At 71.8% G+C, this 24,621-nt stretch carries 22 protein-coding genes and 5 tRNA genes; 11 read left to right on the top strand and 16 right to left on the bottom strand.

Features of this window, described 5'->3' with window-relative positions; translation table 11 throughout:
- Nucleotides 1-659 precede the first annotated feature (659 nt).
- From ACSMTC_RS20265 to ACSMTC_RS20255, 3 genes are all read right to left on the bottom strand, one after another.
- Nucleotides 660-732, bottom strand: a tRNA-Lys gene (locus ACSMTC_RS20265).
- A 154-nt stretch (nucleotides 733-886) separates the two neighbouring features.
- Nucleotides 887-1,561 (bottom strand): nucleotidyltransferase domain-containing protein, encoded by a 675-nt coding sequence (locus ACSMTC_RS20260; RefSeq protein WP_436561117.1) that lies wholly within the window; start codon nucleotides 1,559-1,561, stop codon nucleotides 887-889.
- A 133-nt stretch (nucleotides 1,562-1,694) separates the two neighbouring features.
- Complete coding sequence (locus ACSMTC_RS20255; protein ID WP_436561116.1) at nucleotides 1,695-2,129, bottom strand: transglutaminase domain-containing protein; 435 nt, start codon at nucleotides 2,127-2,129, stop codon at nucleotides 1,695-1,697.
- A 100-nt stretch (nucleotides 2,130-2,229) separates the two neighbouring features.
- Between ACSMTC_RS20255 and ACSMTC_RS20250 the strand changes: the two genes are divergently transcribed.
- The 3 genes from ACSMTC_RS20250 to ACSMTC_RS20240 all read left to right on the top strand — a co-directional run bounded on the left by ACSMTC_RS20250 (nucleotide 2,230) and on the right by ACSMTC_RS20240 (nucleotide 4,302).
- Nucleotides 2,230-2,976, top strand: a complete 747-nt coding sequence (locus tag ACSMTC_RS20250; protein ID WP_436561115.1) for an SDR family oxidoreductase — start codon at nucleotides 2,230-2,232, stop codon at nucleotides 2,974-2,976.
- 241 nt (nucleotides 2,977-3,217) lie between these two features.
- Nucleotides 3,218-3,928, top strand: a complete 711-nt coding sequence (locus tag ACSMTC_RS20245) for a tyrosine-protein phosphatase (protein WP_436561114.1) — start codon at nucleotides 3,218-3,220, stop codon at nucleotides 3,926-3,928.
- 77 nt (nucleotides 3,929-4,005) lie between these two features.
- Nucleotides 4,006-4,302 (top strand): hypothetical protein, encoded by a 297-nt coding sequence (locus ACSMTC_RS20240; protein ID WP_436561113.1) that lies wholly within the window; start codon nucleotides 4,006-4,008, stop codon nucleotides 4,300-4,302.
- A gap of 186 nt (nucleotides 4,303-4,488) precedes the next feature.
- Here ACSMTC_RS20240 and ACSMTC_RS20235 read toward each other — a convergent pair whose 3' ends face one another.
- The 6 genes from ACSMTC_RS20235 to crcB (ACSMTC_RS20210) form a co-directional block, all read right to left on the bottom strand.
- Complete coding sequence (locus ACSMTC_RS20235; protein ID WP_436561112.1) at nucleotides 4,489-5,316, bottom strand: TIGR02452 family protein; 828 nt, start codon at nucleotides 5,314-5,316, stop codon at nucleotides 4,489-4,491.
- Between the two features lie 113 nt (nucleotides 5,317-5,429).
- Complete coding sequence (locus ACSMTC_RS20230) at nucleotides 5,430-7,703, bottom strand: DEAD/DEAH box helicase (protein WP_436561111.1); 2,274 nt, start codon at nucleotides 7,701-7,703, stop codon at nucleotides 5,430-5,432.
- A 195-nt stretch (nucleotides 7,704-7,898) separates the two neighbouring features.
- A complete protein-coding gene (locus ACSMTC_RS20225) occupies nucleotides 7,899-8,501 on the bottom strand; it encodes a hypothetical protein (protein WP_436561110.1) in 603 nt (200 codons plus the stop codon).
- A gap of 164 nt (nucleotides 8,502-8,665) precedes the next feature.
- Nucleotides 8,666-9,040, bottom strand: a complete 375-nt coding sequence (gene crcB, locus ACSMTC_RS20220; RefSeq protein ID WP_436564744.1) for a fluoride efflux transporter CrcB — start codon at nucleotides 9,038-9,040, stop codon at nucleotides 8,666-8,668.
- Between the two features lie 14 nt (nucleotides 9,041-9,054).
- Complete coding sequence (locus ACSMTC_RS20215; protein ID WP_436561109.1) at nucleotides 9,055-9,411, bottom strand: DUF190 domain-containing protein; 357 nt, start codon at nucleotides 9,409-9,411, stop codon at nucleotides 9,055-9,057.
- Nucleotides 9,408-9,959, bottom strand: a complete 552-nt coding sequence (gene crcB / locus ACSMTC_RS20210) for a fluoride efflux transporter CrcB (RefSeq protein ID WP_436561108.1) — start codon at nucleotides 9,957-9,959, stop codon at nucleotides 9,408-9,410. The genes ACSMTC_RS20215 and crcB (ACSMTC_RS20210) overlap by 4 nt, the downstream gene beginning before the upstream one ends.
- Nucleotides 9,960-10,104: 145 nt before the next feature.
- On the opposite strand from crcB (ACSMTC_RS20210), the gene ACSMTC_RS20205 reads away from it, so the two are divergent.
- From ACSMTC_RS20205 to ACSMTC_RS20190, 4 genes are all read left to right on the top strand, one after another.
- Entirely contained in the window at nucleotides 10,105-10,446 is a 342-nt protein-coding gene (locus tag ACSMTC_RS20205; RefSeq protein WP_436564743.1) for a metallopeptidase family protein, read from the top strand.
- Between the two features lie 133 nt (nucleotides 10,447-10,579).
- Nucleotides 10,580-10,652: transfer RNA gene (locus ACSMTC_RS20200), tRNA-Glu, on the top strand.
- A gap of 56 nt (nucleotides 10,653-10,708) precedes the next feature.
- Nucleotides 10,709-10,782 (top strand) — tRNA-Asp (locus tag ACSMTC_RS20195).
- Between the two features lie 27 nt (nucleotides 10,783-10,809).
- A tRNA-Phe gene (locus tag ACSMTC_RS20190) sits at nucleotides 10,810-10,883 on the top strand.
- A gap of 131 nt (nucleotides 10,884-11,014) precedes the next feature.
- Here the strand turns inward: ACSMTC_RS20190 and ACSMTC_RS20185 are convergent.
- The 3 genes from ACSMTC_RS20185 to ACSMTC_RS20175 form a co-directional block, all read right to left on the bottom strand.
- Nucleotides 11,015-11,275, bottom strand: a complete 261-nt coding sequence (locus ACSMTC_RS20185) for a helix-turn-helix domain-containing protein (RefSeq protein WP_436561107.1) — start codon at nucleotides 11,273-11,275, stop codon at nucleotides 11,015-11,017.
- A 13-nt stretch (nucleotides 11,276-11,288) separates the two neighbouring features.
- Nucleotides 11,289-11,624 (bottom strand): helix-turn-helix domain-containing protein, encoded by a 336-nt coding sequence (locus ACSMTC_RS20180; RefSeq protein ID WP_436561106.1) that lies wholly within the window; start codon nucleotides 11,622-11,624, stop codon nucleotides 11,289-11,291.
- Nucleotides 11,625-12,144: 520 nt separating this feature from the next.
- A complete protein-coding gene (locus tag ACSMTC_RS20175; RefSeq protein ID WP_436561105.1) occupies nucleotides 12,145-12,846 on the bottom strand; it encodes a DUF899 family protein in 702 nt (233 codons plus the stop codon).
- Nucleotides 12,847-13,174: 328 nt separating this feature from the next.
- Between ACSMTC_RS20175 and hrpA the strand changes: the two genes are divergently transcribed.
- A complete protein-coding gene (gene hrpA / locus ACSMTC_RS20170) occupies nucleotides 13,175-17,140 on the top strand; it encodes an ATP-dependent RNA helicase HrpA (protein WP_436561104.1) in 3,966 nt (1,321 codons plus the stop codon).
- A gap of 132 nt (nucleotides 17,141-17,272) precedes the next feature.
- Nucleotides 17,273-17,346, top strand: a tRNA-Asp gene (locus tag ACSMTC_RS20165).
- Between the two features lie 328 nt (nucleotides 17,347-17,674).
- On the opposite strand, the gene bldC is transcribed toward ACSMTC_RS20165, so the two are convergent.
- Together bldC and ACSMTC_RS20155 are read right to left on the bottom strand one after the other, a co-directional pair.
- Complete coding sequence (gene bldC, locus ACSMTC_RS20160; protein ID WP_014137253.1) at nucleotides 17,675-17,881, bottom strand: developmental transcriptional regulator BldC; 207 nt, start codon at nucleotides 17,879-17,881, stop codon at nucleotides 17,675-17,677.
- Nucleotides 17,882-18,451: 570 nt separating this feature from the next.
- Nucleotides 18,452-19,387 carry a DUF8083 family protein gene (locus ACSMTC_RS20155; RefSeq protein ID WP_473965317.1) on the bottom strand — a complete coding sequence of 312 codons (936 nt, stop codon included), beginning with the start codon at nucleotides 19,385-19,387 and terminating at the stop codon, nucleotides 18,452-18,454.
- Nucleotides 19,388-19,604: 217 nt separating this feature from the next.
- Between ACSMTC_RS20155 and ACSMTC_RS20150 the strand changes: the two genes are divergently transcribed.
- Nucleotides 19,605-20,762, top strand: a complete 1,158-nt coding sequence (locus ACSMTC_RS20150; RefSeq protein ID WP_436561102.1) for a Glu/Leu/Phe/Val dehydrogenase dimerization domain-containing protein — start codon at nucleotides 19,605-19,607, stop codon at nucleotides 20,760-20,762.
- A gap of 396 nt (nucleotides 20,763-21,158) precedes the next feature.
- On the top strand, nucleotides 21,159-21,404 hold the full coding sequence (locus tag ACSMTC_RS20145; RefSeq protein ID WP_436561101.1) for a DUF3073 domain-containing protein: 246 nt from the start codon (nucleotides 21,159-21,161) through the stop codon (nucleotides 21,402-21,404).
- Nucleotides 21,405-21,729: 325 nt separating this feature from the next.
- Here ACSMTC_RS20145 and purM read toward each other — a convergent pair whose 3' ends face one another.
- Entirely contained in the window at nucleotides 21,730-22,812 is a 1,083-nt protein-coding gene (purM, locus tag ACSMTC_RS20140) for a phosphoribosylformylglycinamidine cyclo-ligase (RefSeq protein WP_436561100.1), read from the bottom strand.
- 178 nt (nucleotides 22,813-22,990) lie between these two features.
- Nucleotides 22,991-24,568, bottom strand: a complete 1,578-nt coding sequence (gene purF, locus ACSMTC_RS20135) for an amidophosphoribosyltransferase (protein WP_436561099.1) — start codon at nucleotides 24,566-24,568, stop codon at nucleotides 22,991-22,993.
- Nucleotides 24,569-24,621: the final 53 nt, after the last annotated feature.

Here is a 24,621-nt window from a genome sequence, read left to right as displayed (position 1 = left end):
GCACCCGTCCCGGGAAACACCCCGCCGACCCCTCATGCGACCGGACTCGTCCAGAACCACTGCCGCCGCGCCCTGTTCCGTCTCCGTGCCCGCGACGGAGAGGAAATCGGAATCCGTGGAAGTGCGTCGGATTTATCTGAAAGACCGTCACACTCCGTCGCCGGAGGCCGCGTTCCTTCGACAGCCGCCTCTTCGGGCAGCCGCGGCCCCGGCTCGACGCGGCCGACCACCCCATGCCCCGCCGCGCCCACGATCACCCGGGTTCGACGTGCAACTCCCCGAGCAGAAAGGCGGTTTCACCAGGCATGTACGCGATGGCTATGCCCGGTCCGCCATGGAGTCACCGCACACGGCCGACGGATTCCGGCCATCCAGGGCCCAGTTCCCGCAGGAACACATCGAGGACGAGGCCGCCGTTCGGATTCCACCCCACTCACCATGAGCCGAGCGTGGCCCCGTGCGCCGGAGTCGGCACCCGCGAGCCGGATGGATCGAGGCGCATCGCCTGACGCTTCATCAGTGCCGTCCGGGCACGCCCCTCGCACGCCAGGCCGGCACTTGATCACCAATTTGAATGAGCACCGACATATTCGCCGGAGGCAGGTGCTCAAGAAATGCCGAACGCCCAGGCCGAAGCAGGTGACCTGGGCGTTTCACGGTGGGCCGCCAGGGGCTCGAACCCTGAACCTACGGATTAAAAGTCCGCAGCTCTGCCAATTGAGCTAGCGGCCCGCGGCTTGCGCTCCACCGTAGTGGTAGAGCACCTGCCAGGGTGATCCTACCCGGAGATCACCGCCGATTGGCCAGTGGATTGTCCGGTCGCGCCGAGGTGTCCGGTTGACGTGCGCCGGTCGAGACGGCCGGAGGGGCGGGGCGTTCCCGGCGGTCAGGCGGGGGAGGCCAGGTGGGCCAGGCGGACGCGGCGCAGCCAGGACTCGGCGGGGTCCTCGTCAGGTTCGGCGGGCAGGACGCCGGGGCGGTCGAAACGGGCCTCCGCGTCGGCGAGCAGGCCGGCGGCCTGCTCCGGGTGGTCCGCGTAGCGTTCGCCGAGGTCACGGACCCGCTCGGGGTCGGACAGCCGGATCCGCAGCTCGCCGGTCTCGTGCAGCGCGAGCCCCTGCCGGAGCAGCCGGACCAGGTGCCTGGCGTGCTTGGCGGCCCGCGTCCGGGAGGTCCGGTCGGACGGGTCGCGGCTGCTCAGCTTCCTGAACTGCTGTGTGGCGTAACCGAGGTAGGAGTTCCGTACCGCGCGCTCGCTCAGGAAGGAGCGCCGGATCCCGATCAGCTCCTCACCGAGGGGCGTCCGCACCTCGTACAGCCCGTCGGGCAGCCAGACCAGCTCGGCGGCGGTCGGGTTGCAGCTCAGGGCGAGCCGGCACCACTTCGCCGCCTCGTGCAGGGTGCGGTCGGGTGCGGTGGTGACCCGCGACTCCACCGGGCGGTGCAGGCCGTGGAACTGCTCGGTGGGCGCGGCGAACAGGCCGAGCCGGTCGATGTCCGAGCCGGCGTGCGCGAGGCCGTAGGCGGTGGAGCCGACGATGCCGGAGAGCAGTATGCGCATGGGTGGATCGCCCCCTCGGCGAGCTGAAGGTGGTGGGGCTCGGGGTGGTGAGCGCCTGGACCAGGCAGTCTTCCCGCTGACCGGGCCGAACGCGAACGAATTCCCCCCGTGCGGCACACGGGCGGGGACGGCTTCAGAGCTCCGACGGCAGGTAGTCGTACCCGGCCGCACCAGGCCGCGCCCGCGTGAGCGCCCGCAGCAGGGCGGTGAGCAGGTGCGCCTTGCCGTGACAGATCGCGTTCCGGTTCGCGAGCACATCGGAGGCCCGGTACGCGGCGCTCCACTCCCCGACGTCCCCGGAGTGCGCGATCTCGTCCCGTACGTACTCGAAGGCGGCGCGCGCCCCGGCCTCGGGGCGCACGCCGCGCAGCCGGTCGGCGAGGGCCCGGATCTCCGGGTGGCCGTGGTCGATCACCTCGTCGGCGGCCAGGTAGTCGGCGAGTGCGGCGGAGGCGGGGCGCAGCCTCATCGGCCCGGCGTTCGAGCCGGTGCACGGCCCGGCATCCGCCTCGGCATTCGCCCCGGCAACCGTCGCGGCGTTCGTCTCAGCGTTCGTCTCGGCGTTCATGGCGGCATGATCGGCGAATTCCCGGGCCAGCTCAGCGGATTCCGGTATCTGGGCTACGGTGGCCCGGACAGTGCACCCAGCCGATAGCGGAGGTCCCACCATGTCCGAGGTCGTACTGGTCACCGGTGGCAGCCGCGGTATCGGCGCCGCCACCTCCCGGCTCGCTGCCGCCCGCGGGTACCACGTGTGCGTCAACTACCGGTCGGACGAAGCCGCCGCGGACGCCGTGGTGGCGGAGATCCGCGCCGCCGGCGGCACCGCGCTCGCGGTCCGGGCGGACGTCGGCCGGAGCGCCGACGTGGAGCGGCTGTTCCGTACCGTGGACGAGGAGCTCGGACCGCTGACCGGCCTGGTCAACAACGCGGGCACCCTCGAAAAGCAGTGCCGTCTCGACGAGTTGGACGAGGAGCGGCTGGCCAGGACCTGGTCCGCCAACATCACCGGACCGTTCCTGTGCGCGGGCGCGGCCGTCCGCCGGATGTCCACCCGCTACGGCGGCTCCGGCGGTGCGATCGTCAACGTCTCCTCCGCCGCCGCCCGCCTCGGCTCGCCGAACGAGTACGTGGACTACGCCGCCTCCAAGGGCGCCCTCGACACCATGACCCGCGGGCTGGCCCTGGAGGTCGCCCGCGAGGGCATCCGCGTCAACTGCGTACGCCCCGGCCTGATCCACACCGGGATCCACGCGCTCGGCGGCGAGCCCGGCCGGGTGGACCGGGTCGCCCCCAGTCTGCCGATGGGACGCGGCGGCCGGCCCGAGGAGGTCGCCGAGGCCATCCTCTGGCTGCTCTCCCCCGCCTCCTCGTACGCCACCGGCAGCTTCCTCGACCTCGCCGGCGGACGCTGAACGCCCGTACGGCCCGCGGAGCCCCCGCACGGTCGACGGGCGGTGCGGGGAGGAGGGTGTCGACGATCTGCCGCTCCTGGCGGGCCGGTTGACGCCGCGGGCACCTGCGGGACGATTCGGCGGGGCCGTACGGCTTGCCGGCTCCGCGGAACGGTCGACCCGCCCACCCCCGGGGCACCGATGCCCACCGTTCATCCGGAACGCCCCGTGCCTAAGGCACCGGCGAGCTACGGTGGCGGGCATGAGCCTCCGTGACTCCGACGCAGCGTCACCATTCCTCGACATCCCGGGCGTCCGGAACATCCGCGACGCGGCCATCGGGCCGATCCGCCCGGGCCTGCTCTACCGCTCCGGTTCGCTCAACCAGCTGACCCCGGAGGGTGCGCAGCGCCTCAAGGCGCTGGGCATCCGCTCCGTCGTCGACCTCCGCGGTGCCGTGGAACTGGCCCACTGGCCGGACGAGCTCCACGGCCTCGACCTGGCCGCCCTCAACCTTCCGACCCTCCCGGAGCGCCAGGGCGACGAGCGCCCCTGGCCGGACGACCAGGCCGCGCTCTACCTCTACATGGCCGAGACCGCCGGGCCCTCGATCGCCGCCGTCATCCGGCACCTCACCGCCCCGGCCATGCTGCCGGCCCTGGTGCACTGCGCCGTCGGCAAGGACCGCACCGGCCTCACCGTCGCCGTCCTGCAGCAGCTGCTCGGTGCCGCCGAGGCCGACATCACCGCCGACTTCCTCCGCTCCAACGCGGGCCTCGGCCTTCTGGACGGGCCGGTCCCGTACATCGACGAGACCGGTGCGGAGCGGCTCTCCCGTCCCGTCACCGCCGAGTGCCTCCTGGACGCCCTGCACCGGCTGCGCACCCGGCACGGCTCCGTCGAGGCCTTCCTCGGCGCCCACGGCGTCACCGCCGCCGAGCTCACCGCCCTGCGCGCCGCGCTGACCGGCTGACGGGCGGCACTCCCGGCGAGGGGCGCGCGTTAGGGTCGTCGGGAAGCCGACGAACAGAGCAGCGGAGGAGTTGGACGATGGCGAAGATCCCGACGGCGGCGGTGGCGGCGGCCGGTCTCATCGGCGGGTACGGGGCCGCGCGCTGGAGCGGCCGGCGCGAGCTGGGCGGGGCGGTCCTCGCCGCGGCGGGTGCCGCCTCGGCCTACCAGTGGCAGCGGCAGGCGGGCACCGGCACGGCCGCCGCCCTGACCGGCCTCTACGTGGCCGCCTTCGGCGGTTCGCACCCCCTCGCGAAGAAGATCGGCGCCTGGCCCTCGGTGTTCGCGGTCACCGGGGTGGTCGCGGCCGCCTCCGTCCTCGCCACCCGCCGCTGAGCGCCCCGCCCAGGGGGCGCTGAGAAGCACCCCCTGGGCGCGGGGAAGCGCGGGCGGCGGCAGGCCCCCGCGTTCACCCGGCCGCCGGGCCGGTGGTCCCCCCGAGTGCCCTGACAGGCCCGCGACTTGTCGACCGGAGGCCACCCCGCCCCCTCAGCCGGGCCCCTCCCGCCACGCGGAGAACGCTCAGCGGGCCGCCCCGCCGAAGCGCTGCTCGAACGCCATGCGGTTCGCGGACACCGCGGCCCGGTCCCACACGGCGAACACCACCCGCGTGAACTCCGCGCCGTACGCCCCCAACGCGTACTCGAACGCCGCCGCGACCTCCCTCGGGTCGTTGCGGAAGACTCCGCACCCCCAGGCCCCGAGCACCAGCTCCCGCACCCCGTGCCGCGCCGCCACCGCGAGCACCCGCTCGGCCCGCTCGGCCAGCACGTCCCGGACGTCCACCGGCGTTCCGCCCGAACGGCGGGCCAGCTGACCGGCGTTGGGAGCCGGCGAGGTGAGGAAGGAGACCGTGTACGGCCGCGCCAGCAGGGCGCCCCGGCCCTCCCGGATCACCGGTACGTGCGGGGAGAAGATCACCCGGTGGCTGTAGCGCAGGTCCGAGGAGGCCCGGTGCGCCTCGTAGTAGTCGGGAGCCGCCAGCAGGCAGTGGTACAGCAGCGCACTGCGGCAGATGTCCTCCTCCTGCGCCCTGGCGCCCCGCAGATACCCGCCGCCGGGGTTGCGCGCGGAGGCGAAGTTGAGCACGCCCACGTGCTCGCCGCCGTCCTCGACCAGGCGCCTGGCCGCCTGCATGCTCCCTTCGGCGGTGACCTCCGGGATCCCGGTGAACGGCCCCCGGCCGGCGTCCCAGGTCTTCTCCTCCGGGCCGTAGGAGACCGTCCCCGCCCGTGCGGCGGCCAGCAGCCCGCCGATCTCCACGACCGCCCCGGTGCCGTCCGCCCGGTAGCTGCCGCGCTCCGCGATCTCCTCGTTCACGACCGCGACTTGGTGCAATCCACTGCTCATGTCCGTGACCGTACGTGAGCCCGTGCCGTACCACCACAAGGTTTCGGGCCGCAACGCGTCCGGGCCCGCCCCACCGAAGTGGAGCGGGCCCGGACGAAGGTCAACGCGGTGCGTCAGTTCTTCCAACGCGGCTTGCGGTCACCGCCGTTGAAGCTGCCGCCACGCGAGTCGCGGTCACCGAAGGAACGGCCGCCGCGGTCGTCGCGGTTGAAGCCGCCCTGCGGACGGCCGCCGGAGCGGTGGTCGTCCCGGCGGGCGAACGGACGGGTGTTGCCGCCGCGCTCACCGCGGTCGCGGTCGAAGGCCGGACGGTCACCGAAGGAACGGGCCGGACGGTCACCGAAGGAACGGCCACCACGGTCGTCGCGGTCGCGGCCGAAACCACGCTCGCCACGGTCCCGGTCACCGAACGAACGGCCGCCGCGGTCATCGCGGTTGAAGCCACCCTGCGGACGGCCGCCGCGCTCACCGCGGTCGCGGTCGAAGGCCGGACGGTCACCGAAGGAACGGGCCGGACGGTCACCGAAGGAACGACCGCCACGGTCGTCGCGGTCGCGGCCGAAACCACGCTCGCCACGGTCCCGGTCACCGAAGGAACGGGCCGGACGGTCACCGAAGGAACGACCGCCACGGTCGTCCCGGTCGCGGCCGAAACCACGCTCGCCACGGTCCCGGCCGAAGGACGGACGCTCCCGGTCGCGGTCCCGGCTGAAGCCCCGGTCCTCACGCCCGCGCTCGCGGTCGCGGTCACCGTACGAGCCGCGCTCACCGCGCTCACCGCGCGCCTCGCGGTACGACGGGGTACGGGTGGCCTCGGCCGCCGGAGCGGCGGTCTCGGTCGCGGGGGCGGCGGCCTCGGCGGTGCCCTCCTCAGCGGCGGGCTCGTCCTCGATGCCCAGCTCCGCCCGCTCGCGCGCGGCCCGGGCGGCCAGTCGGTCGGCCTCCTCGCGCAGCTCGGTGGCGCGCTTCTGCGCCCGCTCCAGCTGGCGGGTCATCTCGGCGACCTCGCGCTCGGCGGCACCGGCGATGCCCGAGGCGGACTCGGCCTGGACCTCGATCAGCGAACGGGCACCGGTGATCCGGGCGACCTCGGGGTCGAAGGCGTGGTCCAGGATGTGGCGGCCGGCGTCGACACCGGCGTCCTCCATCAGGCGGAAGACGCTGCGGCGCTGGTGCGGCAGCACCAGGGTGACGACGGTGCCGGAGCGGCCCGCGCGGGCGGTGCGGCCGGAACGGTGCAGGTAGTCCTTGTGGTCACCGGCCGGGTCCACGTTGAGGACCAGGTCGATGCCGTCCACGTGGATGCCACGGGCGGCGACGTCGGTGGCGACCACGACGTTGACGTAACCGTCCTTGAAGTCGCCCAGGACCCGGGTACGGGCGCCCTGGGTCATACCGCCGTGCAGCGCGTCGGCCTTCACGCCGGCCTCGATCAGCTGCTCGGCCACCCGGTCGGCGCCCATCTGGGTGCGGACGAAGATGATCGTGCGGCCCTTGCGGGCGGCGATCGCGTTGGTGATCGGCGCCTTGTCCTTGGGCTTCACCACGAGGATGTGGTGGGTCATGGTGGTGACCGCGCCGGCCGACGGGTCGACCTCGTGGGTGACCGGGCTGTTCAGGTAGCGCTTGACCAGGGTGTCGATCTCGTTCTCCAGGGTGGCGGAGAACAGCAGGCGCTGGCCACCGGCCGGGACCTGGTCGAGGATCTCGGTGACCTCGGGCAGGAAGCCCATGTCGGCCATCTGGTCGGCCTCGTCGAGCACGGCGACCTGGACGTCGTCCAGCTTGGCGCTGCCACGGTTGATCAGGTCGCGCAGGCGGCCGGGGGTGGCGACCAGGACGTCGACCCCGCGCTCCAGCGCGTAGATCTGGTTGGACATCGAGGTACCGCCGCAGACGACCTTGAGGCGCAGGCCGAGCACCGAGCCGAACGGCTCCAGGGCGTCGGCGACCTGCATCGCCAGCTCGCGGGTGGGGACCAGGATCAGGCCGCGCGGGTGCTTGGGCTTGGTGCGGTCGCCGTCGGCGAGGCGGGTCAGCAGCGGCAGACCGAAGCTCAGGGTCTTGCCGGAGCCGGTGCGGCCACGGCCCAGCACGTCCTTGCCGGCCAGGGCGTCCGGGATGGTCGCGGCCTGGATCGGGAACGGGGTGGTGACGCCGCGCTTGGCGAGGGCGCGCACGACCTCGTCCGGCAGGCCCAGGTCACCGAAGGTGATGGTGGGCTCGGCGGTGTCCGCATCGGCGGTGTCGACGTTCTCGGCGTCGACGTTCTCAGCGTCGACGGTCTCGACGGAGTCGGCGATCTCGGTGGAGTCGGTGGCGGCAGGGGCATCGGCGTCCGAACCGTTCGCGGGCATGGCGAAGCGGTCGTCGTCAACGAGAGACATTCAAAACCTTCCGGAAGTGGCACGCGCCTAAGTCCGGGGGTCTGATTTACAACCGCCTCTATGCGGTCAGCCACGGATCGCCGGAACGCGCCAAGGGCGCCAGATGGGAATAGGGCGCCAGTCAAATGGATCAAACGAACGATCTACCACCATAGAGGAGTCTCCGGATCCAAGGCAAATGCCCTGGCCACAGCGCTAATGGCCGGTGGATCCGCCGGTCGGGGCCGTCGATTGACTACTGCTCGGTGAAGGTTCCGGCGCCTTCGTCGGTGACGGGGGAGCCGGGCTCGGGGCGCTGCTGGGCGTACCGCCCGAGGAGGCGGACGGGGGCGCGGACGGCCCGCCGGGAGGCTTCGACGAGCCCGCCACGGGCGTCTCGGGCGTCGCGCTCGGGGTGCCGCCGTTCTCCGCACCGGGCGTCGTCCCCGGCTGCCCCGCGGCCGGCTGCGGGGTGGCCCCGGGTGCGGGCGCGCCCGGGGCGGCCTCGGCGCCGCCGCCGGCCGGCGCCTCCGGACCCCCGCCGCGCTCGCCCGGACGCTCCGACCGCTGCCCGCCCCCGGGCTTGCCCGGCGCGCCGCTGGCGCCGACCTTCCCGACCACCTCGGTCCGTCCGACCGGCTGGGTACCGGGCTGCTCCGGGGAGCCCGCACCGACCGACATGCACCCGGCCACCCCCATCCCGGCCAGCGCCAGCACCACCCCGCCGGCCACCCGCACCCGCGCGCTCCCCCTCGGGCGCCGACCCCCGTCCCCGGCGGCCACCCGGACCACGCGCTCCGCCTTCGCCCGCCCTGCCATCACCGAGCCACTTCTCCTCCCCGCGCCCGGACCGGCCTGGGACGGCCGCCGCGCACGCTCCGCTTCCGGTGCCCAACGCGCGCGGCGCCCACCGGACACGGGCAGTGACCAAGTCGTTGCCCGGGCGCCCGGAGAAGGCCCCCGCCCGTTCAGGCCCCGCCCGTTCAGGCCCAGAGCGCCTGGGCCGCCGCGGCACCCGCCCACGCCGCGCCCAGCCCGGCCAGCAGGCTGCCGGCCACGTTCGCCAGCGCGAACAGCCGGGCCCCGCCCTCGGCCAGCCGGAGCGTCTCGTACGAGAAGGTGGAGTAGGTGGTCAGTGCCCCGCACAGGCCCGTGCCGAGCAGCAGCTGCACCTGCGGGCCCGCCGCCCCGGCGGCCACCGCCCCCGTGACCAGCCCCAGCACCAGGCAGCCGCCCACGTTGACCGCGAAGGTCCCCCAGGGGAAGACCGTGTCGTGGCGCGCCTGCACCGCACGGTCCGTCAGATAGCGCAGCGGGGCGCCGACCGCGGCCCCCGCCAGCACCAGCAGCCAGTTCACCAGCGTCGCGGTACTCATTCGGCCGCCTCCTGCCGGCCGCGGCCGACGTACCGGACCACCTCGCACTCGTCGAGGGTCACCAGCCCCTCCCCGACCAGTCCGTCGAGCTCAGGCAGGAAGGCCCGCACCCGCTCCTCGGTGTCCACGATCACCACCGCCACCGGCAGGTCCTCGCTGAGCGACAGCAGCCGCGCGGTGTGGACCAGCGAGGACGCCCCGAAGCCCTCGATCCCCCGGAAGACGCTGGCCCCGGCCAGCCCGGCGGCGTGCGCCCGGTGCACGATCTCGCTGTACAGCGGCCGGTGGTGCCACCCGTCGCTCTCCCCGACGAACACCGTCAGCCGCAGCGCGCCACCCGTCAGCCTGGTCATTCCGTACTCCGATCAGCCTCTGCGGTCCCGCCGCCGACGGGACCGCCCTCACCGGCCGAGGACGCCGCCCGGACGGCCGCCCCGGCGCCCGCCACCGCCGCGACCCGGGCCCGCCACACCACCCGCAGCCACCGGACCAGCGCCGATGCCGCCCAGACCGCCGCCATCGCGGCCAGCAGGGTCCCCGCCAGGTACGCCATGCCGCGCGCCGCCTGCCCGTGCTCGACCAGACGCCGCACGTCCACCGCGTACGTCGAGAACGTGGTGAAGCCGCCCAGGACGCCGGTGCCGAAGAACGGGCGCAGCAGCGGGTGCGGCGTCCGCCCCTCGGTGATCTGCACCAGGAAGGCGCCGATCACCGCGCAGCCGACGACGTTCACCACCAGCGTGGTCCATGGGAAGGCGGTCGGCGCGGTGGGCCACAGCAGGCCGGCGCCGTAGCGCGCGGCGGCGCCGACCATCCCGCCGAGCGCGACCACGGCCACCGCGGGTCCCTGCCCGCTGAGGGCCGATGGCCGTCGGCCCCGCCCTTTTTGTTCCGAATTCACACCTCAGTGAATCACCAGCCGATCACCACCCCGCACGACCGGCCGACCCGCCCGAAGCCACCCCACCGGAAGCCGCCCCACCGGAAGCCGCCCCGCCGATCATCTGGCGACGCGTCACCCGTCATCCGACAATGGGGCGGTGGAGATGACCCGGGACGAGTTCGAGACGCTGGTCGCAGATGCCCTGGACCAGATCCCCCCGCAGCTCGCGGCCATGATGGACAACGTCGCCGTCTTCGTCGAGGACGAACCGGATCCGGACCACCCCGACCTGCTCGGGCTGTACGAGGGCACGCCGCTCACCGAGCGCGGCGAGTGGTACGCGGGCGTGCTGCCGGACCGCATCCTGATCTACCTGGGCCCGACCCTGCGGCACTGCGAGACCCGCGAACAGGTCGTCGAGGAGGTCCTCACCACGGTGATCCACGAGGTGGCCCACCACTTCGGCTTCGACGACGGCGAGCTCCACGAGCTCGGCTGGTCCTGACCCGCACCCCGTACGGGCGGCCCGCCCTGACGGTCCGCCTCGCCCGGACGGAATCCGTTTTGGTGTTCGCGCCCGGCATCCCATATGCTTCTCGACGTCCCCGAACGCTGGATAACAGCCGGAAGGGCCGCAAGCCCTCATCGTCTAGTGGCCCAGGACGCCGCCCTTTCAAGGCGGTAGCACGGGTTCGAATCCCGTTGGGGGCACGTAGTACCGTAGTAAAGTCAGTGCCGCAAGGCCTGCGCGGAGAGATACCGTGCAAGGTCCCGTGGAGCAGTTGGTTAGCTCGCCACCCTGTCAAGGTGGAGGTCGCGGGTTCAAGTCCCGTCGGGATCGCTCGTCTCGCAAGAGACGGTGCAGTACGGCCAGGTAGCTCAGTTGGTACGAGCGTCCGCCTGAAAAGCGGAAGGTCGCCGGTTCGACCCCGGCCCTGGCCACAACGTATGACCAGGCACGGTGCCCCCGAAGCAGCTCGCTTCGGGGGCATTTTTGCGTCGTTTGACGCCAACGGCACAGCGGACGGTCAGGACCTCTCCACGTCTCTGCCGCAAAGCCACCGGCCCTGCCGTCACGCCGCGTCGGCGTGACGGTGGGGCACGAAGCGCATCGTCGTCCTTCCGTCCAGAGGGGCCAGCCGGATGTCGAGGTCTGCCTCCAGCGCCTCGGCGAGCCGCGCCAGGAGGGGCAGGGTCGGGGTCGTCTCCCCAAGTTCCACGCGGGAGATGCCAGGCTGCGTCATGCCGGCCCGCCGGGCGAGTTCGGTCTGGGAGATTCCCAGTTGCTTTCGCCTGTCCCGCAGAGCGACGGACGGCTGCTGGCCATAGTCCACGGTTTCCTCCCAGCTAGGCGGCGCGAGCGGCGAAGCTGACTGCCGTGCCCGAGGTCGCCAGGTGGACGTCCACTGACACCTCCAGAGCTGCGGCAATCCGCAGCAGCAGGTCGGACGTGACCGGGAGGACTCCACCAACCTCGATGTGTTCCACCTCATCAGCGGTGCTACCGAGGCGAACCGCCAGCTCGTCCTCGCTCAGTCCCAGCTGGGTGCGCCGGTCGTAGACCAGCTGACCGAGCGCCATGGCCAGACGAATCTGCTCTCGCTCGGCGATGATCGCTGGGGGCTCGAACTCCCCGTGGAGCGCGCGCTTGTCCCGAGCCAGCTGCCAGCGTGCGTGGTTCACCGTTCCTCCTCCGCCGTGTTGCGACTGTAGATCTCATGAGCTTCCGGATGCCCCGTCTCGCACACCAGCTTGGCAGCCTTGGCTCGCTTGACCTCCGTTCCCGAGTCTGCGCAGCAAGCCGGGGAGGTGCCGGTCGCGGAGCGCGGCCAGCCGCTGCCGGAACGCAAGGCCGCGCCCGACGTGGCCACAGGCATCACGGAGCTGGACCAGGCGCGCCACGGCGGTGTCGTAGCGTGGCGTGCCCGCTCACCGTGCTCGCGGGCCTCGCCGCAGTCGAACTGACCGATAACACCGTCGCATTCACCGCAGCCGGCCGTGAAGCCCTGTACCGATCCGAGGAACGGGGCCGTGGCAAGCACCGCGTACGGGCGCTGCCGGTCCCGGCGCCGGACTACTCTGAAAAGGCCCCGAAGCAGCCCGCTCCGGGGGGCATTTTCGTGTCTCCTGAGCCCTACGGCGCGGCGGACGGCCACCTCCTTGATCGGGTCCGCGAGGAAGCGGGAGCCGGCCGCCCGGGGGATCAGTAGTCCAGACCCGCGAACCAGTCGCCCCGCCCCTGCGGGGTGAGGTCCAGCAGGTGCCAGACCGGCGAGAGCAGGTCGATCCCGCGCTGGTCGATGTCCTCGGCCATCCTCGGAGTCGCCGAGTAGTGATGGTGGACGGTGCCGTCCGCCCCACGGTCGAAGACCGAGATCCGGGAGTCCTGCTCGCCGTTCTCGTCCTCGCTGCCCATGTCGTACTTGAAGGTGTTATCCCCGCAGCTCAGCAGCCGCAGCCGGTGCCAGCCGCGGCTGCGTGCGTGCGCCCGCAGGGGCACCGGATCGGCGGCCCCGACGATCGCGAAGTCGATGTTCCGGGCGAGGTGCCGGGCGACACCGTTGTACCCGTCGATCCACATGGTGCACATCGGACAGGGCTCGGTCTGCCGCTTGCCGTACATGAGCTGGTAGATCACCAGGGGTCGCCCGGGCCCGGTGAAGAGCTCGCTCAGTCGGACCCGGCTCACCGGTTCGTCGCCCGCGTCGAGCGATCGGGGGCCCTCCAGGAAGGTGTGGTCGGGCACCGGCGGCCCCTTGGGAAGGGCGCGGCGCTGGGCTGCGAGGCGCTCGCGCTGCCGCATCAGCTCGATCTCCGCCAGCCGCAGCTCCTCGCGGGCCTCGCGGTACCTCTGGGATTCGCCCGGCAGCCGGGTGTCGTGAGGGCGGGGGCCAGGGTTCGCCATGGGACCGTTCCTGGGGACGAAGGGGCGATGGATGACTACCGGTCAGCCTCCGTCCGCTACCCGGCCCGCGCAATCGGGAATCCTTCGCCCCGGCCCGCTACCTCGCGCTCTCGCCCGCTCAGCCCGACCGGCGACAGGGCCCACGGCGTCGCGTGCCGGTCGGTCTCAGGGCCCGCCGGACGCGGGCACGGCGTCCCGAGGCGGGCGGATCGACCAGCACGGGCGCGGACCCCGACGGCCTTCGACGGTAGCGGCGGGCGGTCTGTGACACTGGAGGGGCTCGAAAACCGAGGTGCGCCTGCCTGCGCCTCCTTGCGAACCTAGAGGGATGTCCGCAGTGAGTTCTCCCGTAGCCCAGCCCGCCGATGCGCCCACCATCGGGGGGCTGGCCGCCCGACTGCCCGAGCTCACGATCCGCGACCAGCAGCGGATCGGCCGACGGCTGGACGGTGCCCGGCGGGTCCGCAAGCCGGAGGCCCGGCAGAAGATCGCCGAGGAGCTGTCGGCGGAGATCGACAGGGCCGAGCTCCGCGTCCGGGCGCGCCGCGAGGCCGTCCCCGCGATCAGCTATCCCGAAGAGCTGCCGGTGAGCCGGAAGAAGGACGAGATCCTCGCCGCGATCCGCGACCACCAGGTGGTGATCGTCGCGGGCGAGACCGGCTCCGGCAAGACCACCCAGATCCCGAAGATCTGCCTGGAGCTGGGCCGGGGCATCAAGGGCCTGGTCGGCCACACCCAGCCGCGCCGGATCGCCGCCCGTACGGTGGCCGAGCGGGTCGCCGAGGAGCTGAAGACCCCGCTCGGCGAGGCGGTCGGCTGGAAGGTCCGCTTCACCGACCAGGTCGGCCAGGACACCCTGGTCAAGCTGATGACGGACGGCATCCTGCTGGCGGAGATCCAGACCGACCGCGAGCTGCGCCAGTACGACACCCTGATCATCGACGAGGCGCACGAGCGCAGCCTCAACATCGACTTCATCCTCGGCTACGTCAAGCAGCTGCTGCCCCGCCGCCCCGACCTCAAGGTCGTGATCACCTCCGCGACCATCGACCCCGAACGCTTCGCGGCGCACTTCGACGACGCCCCGATCATCGAGGTCTCCGGCCGCACCTACCCGGTCGAGGTCCGCTACCGCCCGATCCTGGAGGAGGGCGAGAGCGAGGAGGACATCGACCGGGACCGCGACCAGGTCCAGGCGATCTGCGACGCGGCCGTGGAACTCCAGGCCGAGGGCCCGGGCGACATCCTGGTCTTCCTCTCCGGCGAGCGTGAGATCCGCGACACCGCCGACGCGCTGAACAAGCTGAACCTGAAGTTCACCGAGGTCCTGCCGCTCTACGCCCGGCTGAGCTCGGCCGAGCAGCACCGGGTCTTCCAGCGCTCCAGCAGCCGCCGGATCGTCCTGGCGACCAACGTCGCCGAGACCTCGCTCACCGTCCCCGGCATCAAGTACGTGATCGACCCGGGCACCGCCCGGATCTCCCGCTACAGCCACCGCACCAAGGTGCAGCGGCTGCCGATCGAGGCGATCAGCCAGGCCAGTGCCAACCAGCGCAAGGGCCGCTGCGGCCGTACCTCGGACGGCATCTGCATCCGGCTCTACTCGGAGGAGGACTTCCTCGCCCGCCCCGAGTTCACCGACGCCGAGATCCTGCGCACCAACCTGGCCTCGGTCATCCTGCAGATGACGGCGGCCGGTCTCGGCGACATCTCCGCCTTCCCGTTCCTGGACCCGCCGGACTCCCGCAACATCAAGGACGGCGTCAGCCTCCTGCACGAGCTCGGCGCCCTCGACCCCGCCGAGAAGGACCCGCGCAAGCGGCTGACCGCGCTCGGCCGCAAGCTGGCCCAGCTCCCGGTGGACCCCCGGATGGCCCGCATGGTGCTGGAGGCCGACCGGCTCGGCTGCGTCCACGACGTGATGGTGATCGCGTCCGCGCTCTCCATCCAGGACCCGCGCGAACGCCCCGCCGAGAAGCGCCAGGCCGCCGACGACCGGCACCGCCGCTTCTCCTCGGAGACCTCCGACTTCCTCTCCTACCTGGCGATGTGGCGGTACGTCAGGGAGCAGCAGCGCGAACTCTCCTCCTCCGCCTTCCGCCGGATGTGCAAGTCGGAGTTCCTCAACTACCTGCGGATACGCGAATGGCAGGACATCTTCCACCAACTCCGCACGGTGGCCAAGCAGTTGGACGTGTCCATCGACGAGCCGCAGCCGGACGCGGAGCCGGAGGGCGACCGGATCCACCAGGCGCTGCTCTCCGGACTGCTCTCGCACATCGGCCTGTTCGACGTGGAGAAGCGCGAGTACGGCGGTGCGCGCGGCGCCCGGTTCGCGGTCTTCCCGGGCTCGGGGCTGTTCAAGAAGCCGCCGCGCTGGGTGATGTCGGCCGAACTCGTCGAGACCTCCCGGCTCTGGGCCAGGATCAACGCGAAGATCGAGCCGGAGTGGGTCGAGCCGCTGGCCGGCCACCTGATCAAGAAGACGTACAGCGAGCCGCACTGGGAGAAGAAGTCCGGCGCGGTGCTGGCGTACGAGAAGGTCACCCTCTACGGGGTGCCGATCGTCGCCCAGCGCAAGGTCAACTACGGCCGGATCGACCCCGAGCTCTGCCGCGAACTGTTCATCCGCAACGCACTGGTGGAGGGCGACTGGGAGACCCACCACAAGTTCTTCGGTGAGAACCGCAAGCTGCTCTCCGAGGTGGAGGAGCTGGAGAACCGGGCCCGCCGCCGCGACATCATGGTGGACGACCAGACCCTGTTCGACTTCTACGACTCCCGGCTGCCCGAGGAGATCGTCTCCACCCGGCACTTCGACTCCTGGTGGAAGAAGGCCCGGCACGAGCAGCCGGACCTGCTCAACTTCGAGAAGTCGATGCTGATCAACGACGCCGCCGGCGGCGTCACCGAGGCCGACTACCCGGACTACTGGCAGCAGGGCAAGCTCCGCTTCAAGCTGACCTACCAGTTCGAGCCGGGCAGCGACGCGGACGGCGTGACCGTGCACATCCCGCTGCCGGTGCTCAACCAGGTCTCCTCGGAGGGCTTCGACTGGCAGATCCCGGGCCTGCGGGCCGAGCTGGTCACCGCGTACATCCGCTCGCTGCCCAAGGCGATCCGGCGCAACTTCGTCCCCGCCCCGGACTTCGCCGCGGCGGCGCTGAAGCAGGTGAAGGACCGTCAGGAGCCTTTGCTGCCCACCCTGGAGCGGATCCTGCACCGGATGTCGGCGCTCCCGATCCCGGCGGACGCCTGGGACGACTCCCGGATCCCCGACCACCTGAAGGTGACCTTCCGGGTGGTGGACGGCAAGCGGAAGCTGGCCGAGTCCAAGGACCTGGAGGACCTGCGGCTGAAGCTGAAGCCCAGGCTGAAGGAGACGCTCTCCAGCGCCGCCTCCGGCCAGGGCATCGAGCGCGGCGGGCTCACCGCCTGGCCGGCCGACCTGCCGCTGCTCCAGCGCACCTTCGAGCAGCGCTCGCGCGGGCACTCGCTGCGCGCGTACCCGGCACTGGTGGACGAGGGCGAGAGCGTGGGCATCCGGCTCTTCGACACGCCCGAGGCCCAGGCGCAGGCGATGTGGGCGGGAACCAGGCGGCTGCTGATGCTCACCATCCCCTCGCCCGCCAAGTCGATCCAGGGCCGGCTGGGCAACCAGGCCAAGCTCGCGCTCTCCTACAACCCGCACGGCTCGATCACAGCACTGTTCGAGGACATCGTCGCGGCGGCCACCGACCGGCTGATGACCGTGAACGGCGGCCCGGTCTGGGAGGAGGCGGCCTTCACCAAGCTGTACGACAAGGTGCGGGCCGACCTCTACGACCTGTCGGCGGACACCACGCTGAAGACGGCCAGTGCGCTGATCGCCTTCCACAAGGCGTCCACCCGCCTGAAGTCGGTCTCCAGCCCGGTCCTGCTCTCGGCGGTCAACGACGTCCGGCTGCACCTCGCCTCGCTCGTCCACGCCGGCTTCGTCACCGAGACCGGCTGGCAGCGCCTGCCCGACCTGAAGCGCTATCTGCTCGCCGTGGACCGCCGCCTGGAGGCCCTGCCCAACCACCCGCAGCGCGACCTGCTGCACCTGGGCAAGATCCAGCAGGTCCAGGACGCCTACGGACGGCTGCTGGCCGGGGTGCCGGCCGGCCGCGAGCCCTCGCCCGAGGTCAGGGCGGTCCGCTGGATGATCGAGGAGCTCCGGGTGAGCTTCTTCGCCCAGGGCCTGGGCACCCCGGCGCCCGTCTCGGAGAAGCGCATCCTCAAGGCGATGGACGCCGCCGCGGCGACTCTGTAGCCGCCCGTCCTTCCCTCCGGGCACGGGGGGAAGGACGGGCCGCGGACCCAGTTCGACCTGGGGGCCAGACATGCAGTACGATCTGTCTTGTTCGCGAGCGACAAGCAAGCGGACAGGAGATCAGAACACTCTGGTCCCGTGGAGCAGTTGGTTAGCTCGCCACCCTGTCAAGGTGGAGGTCGCGGGTTCAAGTCCCGTCGGGATCGCAGTACATGAGAGGCCCGGAGCCGTAAGGTTCCGGGCCTCTCGTTTTGCGCTGAGCGGGTGTCAGTCACTACCCCGGACCGGGCGCGGACCACAAGGCGGCGATCCCGTGATCGTCATCACTTATCTTTTCTTGAGGCCGGACACTCCAGACACCCCGAGCGTACCCCCCTCATTTAATATATAAAATTGCACATGTATTTCCCGGGAATTCCCCCCACTCACATCAGCACCAATAGGAACACCCGATTCCGGCACACGTAAGGGGCCGCACCCCAGACCCGGCGGAGTCAGGGATACGGCCCCTTACGAAATGTGTCAGCTGGCCTCTCAGGCCTCCGTACGCTGCGCCGGAATACCGGCCAGCAGTGCGCGCACCTCCGCCTCACGGTAACGGCGGTGACCGCCGAGAGTGCGGATGGACGTGAGCTTGCCGGCCTTGGCCCAACGGGTAACCGTCTTCGGGTCAACACGGAACATCGTGGCGACCTCTGCCGGTGTCAGCAGCGGCTCAGCGTCAGGGGTACGAGCGGTCATGAGCGGCCTCCTCGGGAGAACCGAACCAGGGCGGTTCTATCCTTCAAATTCTGCACCTTGGCCCGCGATGCCCGAAATGGCACAGACGGGCCGAGTCGGTAATAGGACGAACGGCTTGTCCTGGTGTCTACAACTACACCATTCGTCCAGCCCCATCGGCCAAACCGCCAAAATTGACCCCTCACGGGTTCAAGCACGACGGATGGCCATGGACCAGCCCATAGCGGACAGTCACCGTACGGTGACCATCGGTCAGGAGTGGACCAGACCCTTAGTTTCCCCGCAAAGCACGCACCGCCGTCACATCCACCCAAAAGTGGACACACCTGAGTGAACTTGGGCTGGTTGTCCCATTTTTGCACATAGGTGTAAGTTCGCGTCAACGGTGAGTAGTGTCACGTTCGAGGGGTATTGACCCGAACCGGGACCTAGGTCCTCGCCCCGGGACCGCCAAGGACCAGACCATCCTGACCCGGACCTCTGACACCCTCCCCCCGGCGGCCTCTTGAGGGCCCGTCAGCCGCCGCCCGCCGCCCCCGCGGGCCTTCCGCCGCCCGACGGGCGCCCCGGTCAGCTGGCGTGCCGCAGGGCCAGCACCTGGCGCCAACGCGCCGTCACCGACTCGTATGCCCGCGCCGCGCCGGCCTCGTCGCCCGAGCGCAGCGCCAGCAGCCCGGACTCGACCTCGGCCACCGAATCCTCCACCGCCAGCCGCTCGGGGCCCAGCAGGTGCACCAGGCCCCCGTAGTCCAGCTCCACCAGCGACCTCGGATGGAACTCCTCCAGCCAGCGCCCGATCTGCTCCACCTCCTGCACCAGCGGCCCGCTCCGGCCGACCGGCCGCCGCACCGGTCCCCGGCCCGGGAGCAGCCCGCCCTGTCCCTCCCGCTCCCGGAGCGCCCGGTAGGCACGCGCCACCCGGCGGCGCGCCTGCGCCATCGGCGTCAGGTAGAACAGCGCGGCCGGGACCGGCCGTCCCTCGGCGCTGCCCGGCACGAAGCGGCGGTCCTCCGCCCCGAACGGCAGGAACCAGCGCAGCGGCACCTCCCAACGGCTGGTCAGAATCCACGGCCGGGCGTCCGGGTGCCCCGCCTGCCAGCGGTCCTTCTCGGCCACCGCGGCGGCCCGCGCGACCGGCGGCAGCACGGTGTCCAGCAGCGCCACCGGCAGCGAGGCACGCAGCTCGTCCAGCGCCTGCCAGCTCCGCAGCCTGGTCGCCCACGGACAGACGTACGTCACCCCGTCCACCTGCCGGACGAAGGCCAGCTCGCTCTCCCGGTCCGGCAGGGCGCGCGGTGTGCGGCCCACCACATCGGCGAGCGCCCGGCGCTGCTCGGCCAGCGCGGCCGGCGCGACCGAGTGCTCGGGAGCGGTCGCGTCCGGGCCGTGCGCGGCGGCATACGCCTGCCAACGGGCCCGCTCGGGCTCCGGATAGGCGGCGAGCGGCTCGTAGACCCGCAGATGGGCGGCGTACGGCGGAAGAACCGAAGTGCGCACGGTGGTCACGCATCGCATCGTCGCACGCCGCCCCCGCCCGCCGGGAGGGTGTTCCGGGCCTCTTCGGGACCGCGCCCGCCCGTTGCCCTCGGCGGCTCTCCCTCGTTGCCGGTTCCGTCCCCTTTTTGTTGCCGCACGGGGGCAGATCCGGGGCCCGCCCCGGGGCTACGCTTCCGCCCAGGCGCCCACACCACAGCAGTGGGCCACAGATACTGGAGTCACCACAGTGACCGACGTACAGACCTCCGCGACGCACCCCGCACCCGGCGTGCTGAGCAGGATCTTCCGTACCGAGCAGGACGGCGTCCCCGGCGACGGCCACGAGCAGGTCGTGCTCTGCCACGACCGCAGCAGCGGCCTGAAGGCGATCATCGCCATCCACTCCACCGCTCTCGGCCCGGCCCTCGGCGGCACCCGGTTCCACCAGTACGCCTCCGAGGAGGAGGCCCTGGAGGACGCGCTGCGCCTGTCCCGCGGCATGAGCTACAAGAACGCGCTCGCCGGCCTCGACCTCGGCGGCGGCAAGGCCGTCATCATCGGTGACCCGGACAAGGCGAAGAACGAGGCGATGCTCCGTGCGTACGGCCGCTTCGTGCAGTCGCTGCGCGGCCGCTACATCACCGCGTGCGACGTGGGCACCTACGTCCAGGACATGGACGTAATCGCCCGCGAGACCGAGTACGTGACCGGCCGTTCGCCGGAGCACGGCGGCGCCGGCGACTCCTCCATCCTGACCGCCTTCGGCGTCTTCCAGGGCATGCGCGCCTCCGCCCAGGCCCGCTGGGGCCAGCCCACCCTGCGCGGCAGGCGGGTCGGCGTCGCGGGCGTCGGCAAGGTCGGCCACTACCTGGTCGGCCACCTGGTCGCCGACGGCGCCACGGTGGTCATCACCGACGTCTCCGAGACCGCCCTGAACCGGGTCCGCGCGGCGCACCCGGAGGTCCAGGTGGTGGCCGACACCAAGGCCCTGCTCCAGGCCGAGCTGGACGTCTACGCCCCCTGCGCCCTGGGCGGCGCGCTGGACGACGTGACCGTGGGCGCGCTCGGCGCGGCCGGCACCTCGATCGTCTGCGGCGCGGCCAACAACCAGCTGGCCCACCCGGGCGTCGAGAAGGACCTGGCCGACCGCGGCATCCTCTACGCGCCCGACTACCTGGTGAACTCCGGCGGAGTGATCCAGGTCGCCGACGAGATCGACGGCTTCAACTTCGAGCGCGCCAAGAACAAGGCCACCAAGATCTTCGACACCACCCTGGAGATCTTCACCCGGGCGGCCACCGACGGCGTCCCGCCGGCCGTGGCGGCCGACCGCCTGGCCGAGAAGCGGATGCGGGAGATCAGCGCGCTGCGCACGGTCCTGCTGCCGGGCGCCCGCAAGGGCTGATCGACCGTCGTCCGAACGGGCGACCGGCCGGGTGGGGGTCCGCGGCCGCCGGGCCGCCACCCGGCGCGCATCACAATGTGGAACCGGATTCTCACTTCATAGCCCGAACGGGCGATCCTGGCCCCCGGGCGAGGGATAATCGGTCCAGGAACAACGGAACCAAGGCAGGCGACGGACAGCCTGCAGCAGCCCGGAAGTCCCCGCCTGACCAGGAAAGAACCGGTTTCGGGGACAGACTGTGCGCGCCACGTCACACCGGCGACGTACCGTCCGGCGGCGGAAACAGGTACCGTTAATGCTCCAAGGGACGGCACTCCCACTTCGGGCGCGCCGCTCCTGATCATGAACACGTGTCAGACTCGGGGCCGTGAGCCCCACCGTTGAGGGGGTCGACCCATGGGGCGCGGCCGGGCCAAGGCCAAGCAGACGAAGGTCGCCCGCCAGCTGAAGTACAACAGCGGCGGCTTCGACGCTAACCGTCTGTCCAACGAGCTGGGCGTAAGCCCGAACGCTTCGATCAACCCTGAGCCGATCGAAGAAGAGGACGACGACCCCTACGCGGCGTACGCGGATCTCTACGCCGACGAGGACGACGACGCACAGGACGCGGGCAGCAACAGCCAGCCCCGCCGCCGCGCGTAAGAGCCTGACCGGACCGGCCTGGCGCTCCCGAAGCGCCAGGCCGGTCTTCGGCGTTCCCGCGGCCGCCCGCCGCCGAGACGGCTCCCGTGGGCCGGGGCCGAGGCGGCTCTCGCGGGCCGGGGCCGAGGCGGCTCCCGCGGGCCGGGCGGGTGAACCCCCGGGCGCTGCCCGGCCTGCCGCGTGCGCACGGCGGGGTCGGCCGGCCCTGAGCGGCCCGTTGGCCCGGAGAGCGTCTGCGCGCCCCCTGGAGGCCCCTTGGGGCGGCTGACTCGCCCGGGTACGGAAAAGGGGCCCCGAAGGGCCCCTCCGTCGGCTGCGGCGGGTGTCAGAGCCGGAAGCCCTCGTACGTGTTGTAGAGGGCCGCACCGCCGTCGTGCTCGTCCGTGCGCTCGACGATGTCACCGAGCAGCCAGGACTCGACGCCGCGGTCCTCCAGGACGGCCAGCACGACGTCCACCGAGGACGGCGGTACGACGGCGACCATGCCGATGCCCATGTTCAGGGTCTTCTCGATCTCCAGGGCGGTCATCCGGCCGACCTCGGCGACGGTCTGGAAGACCGGCAGCGGGGTCCAGGTGCCGCGGTCCAGGCGGGCGTGCAGGCCGTCCGGGATGACCCGGGCCAGGTTGGCCGCGAGGCCCCCGCCGGTGACGTGCGAGAAGGCGTGGATCTCGGTGGCCCGGGTGAGCGCCAGGCAGTCCAGCGAGTAGATCCTGGTGGGCTCCAGCAGCTCCTCGCCCAGGGTCCGGCCGAACTCCTCGACCTGGCGGTCCAGCGACCAGCCGGCCTGGTTCAGCAGGACGTGGCGCACCAGCGAGTACCCGTTGGAGTGCAGCCCGGACGCGGCCATCGCGATCACCACGTCACCCGCGCGGACCCGGTCGGCGCCCAGCAGCGCGTCCGCTTCCACCACACCGGTACCGGCGCCGGCGACGTCGTACTCGTCCGGGCCCAGCAGGCCGGGGTGCTCGGCGGTCTCGCCGCCGACCAGCGCGCAGCCGGCCAGCGTGCAGCCCTCGGCGATGCCCTTGACGATCGCGGCGACCCGCTCGGGCACGACCTTGCCGACGCAGATGTAGTCGGTCATGAACAGCGGCTCGGCGCCACAGACCACCAGGTCGTCGACGACCATGCCGACCAGGTCGTGGCCGATGGTGTCGTGCTTGTCCATGGCCTGGGCGATCGCGACCTTGGTCCCGACGCCGTCGGTGGCGGAGGCCAGCAGCGGACGCTCGTAGCGCTTGAACGCGGAGGCGTCGAAGAGCCCGGCGAAGCCGCCGAGGCCGCCCACCACCTCGGGGCGGTCGGTCTTCTTCACCCACTGCTTCATGAGCTCGACGGCGCGGTCGCCGGCCTCGATGTCGACACCTGCGGCGGCGTAGGTGGCACCGCTCTCGTTGCTGGTCACTGCTGTGCGGCCCTCTCGGGTCGAAGGGGTTGGAACAGATACCTCGGTCGGCGGGAGGCCTCCCGCAGCGGCCGGGTCAAGCAGTGGGGGCGCGGGTCACCGCGCGGGGGCCGCAGCGCGTCGCCCGCGCGGCTCCCCGCGCCCCTGGTCACTCACCCGGCCGCCCCGGAGGGTCCGGTTACGGCCGCCGCAGCGCGTCGCCCGCGCCCGCGCCCCCGATCAGCGACTGGACCCCGTCCAGGTCGCCGGTCGGCTTGCCGCGGACGGGCGGCTGCTGCTTGCCCCCGGCGATCTCGGCCTCCAGCAGGAGCTTGCCGAGCAGCGCCGGATCGGGCAGCTCCATCGGGTACTCGCCGTCGAAGCAGGCCCGGCAGAGCCGGTCCTTGGGCTGCTTGGTGGCCTCGATCATGCCGTCGATCGAGATGTAGGCGAGGGAGTCGGCACCGAGGGTGCGGCCGATCTCCTCGACGCTCATCCCGTTGGCGATCAGCTCCGCGCGGGTGGCGAAGTCGATGCCGAAGAAGCAGGGCCACTTGACCGGCGGGGAGGAGATCCGGATGTGCACCTCGGCGGCGCCGGCCTCGCGGAGCATCCGCACCAGCGCGCGCTGGGTGTTGCCGCGCACGATGGAGTCGTCCACGACCACCAGGCGCTTGCCCGCGATGACTTCCTTCAGCGGGTTGAGCTTGAGCCGGATGCCGAGCTGGCGGATGGTCTGGCTGGGCTGGATGAAGGTGCGCCCGACGTAGGCGTTCTTCACCAGGCCCGAGCCGTACGGGATGCCGCTGGCCTCGGCGTAGCCGATCGCGGCGGGGGTGCCGGACTCGGGGGTGGCTATCACCAGGTCGGCCTCGACCGGGGCTTCCTGGGCCAGGCGGCGGCCCATCTCCACCCGGGAGAGGTGGACGTTGCGCCCGGCGATGGTGGTGTCGGGCCGGGCCAGGTAGACGTACTCGAAGACGCAGCCCTTGGGCCTGGCCTCGGCGAAACGGCTGGCGCGCAGACCGTTCTCGTCGATGGCGATCAGCTCGCCCGGCTCCACCTCGCGGATGAAGGAGGCGCCGACGATGTCCAGGGCCGCCGTCTCGGAGGCGACCACCCAGCCGCGCTCCAGCCGGCCGAGCACCAGCGGGCGGATGCCCTGCGGGTCGCGGGCGGCGTAGAGGGTGTGCTCGTCCATGAAGACGAGCGAGAAGGCGCCCCTGACCTTGGGCAGGACCTGCCGGGCGGTCTCCTCGATGGTGAGGTCGGGGTGACCGGCGAGCAGGGCGGTCACGAGGTCGGTGTCATTGGTGGCCGCGGTGCGCCCCGAGCGGGAGACGTGCTCCTCGCCGGGCAGCTCGGCCACCATGGCCGCCAGTTCGGCGGTGTTCACCAGGTTCCCGTTGTGGCCGAGGGCCAGCGAACCGTTCACGGTCGCCCGGAAGGTCGGCTGGGCGTTCTCCCAGACCGACGAACCTGTGGTCGAGTAGCGGGCATGTCCGACCGCGATATGCCCGTGCAAGGACCCCAGCGAGGCCTCGTCGAAGACCTGGGAGACCAGTCCCATGTCCTTGAAGACGAGAATCTGGGAGCCGTTGCTCACTGCGATACCCGCGGATTCCTGTCCACGGTGCTGCAGGGCATAGAGGCCGAAGTACGTGAGCTTTGCGACCTCCTCGCCGGGAGCCCAGACACCGAAGACGCCGCAAGCGTCCTGAGGGCCTTTCTCGCCGGGAAGAAGATCGTGGTTGAGTCTTCCGTCACCACGTGGCACGTCTTCGAGTCTAGGGCAGTTCCGCGGGCCTTCCGGAACCGGGGAGCCCCCGG

Origin of the sequence: Kitasatospora sp. HPM-01-4, assembly GCF_051374625.1 — a bacterium.
Classification (GTDB): domain Bacteria; phylum Actinomycetota; class Actinomycetes; order Streptomycetales; family Streptomycetaceae; genus Kitasatospora.
The sequence above is the reverse complement of the archived record's forward strand: the minus strand, read 5'-3'. Positions and strand labels throughout refer to the sequence as shown.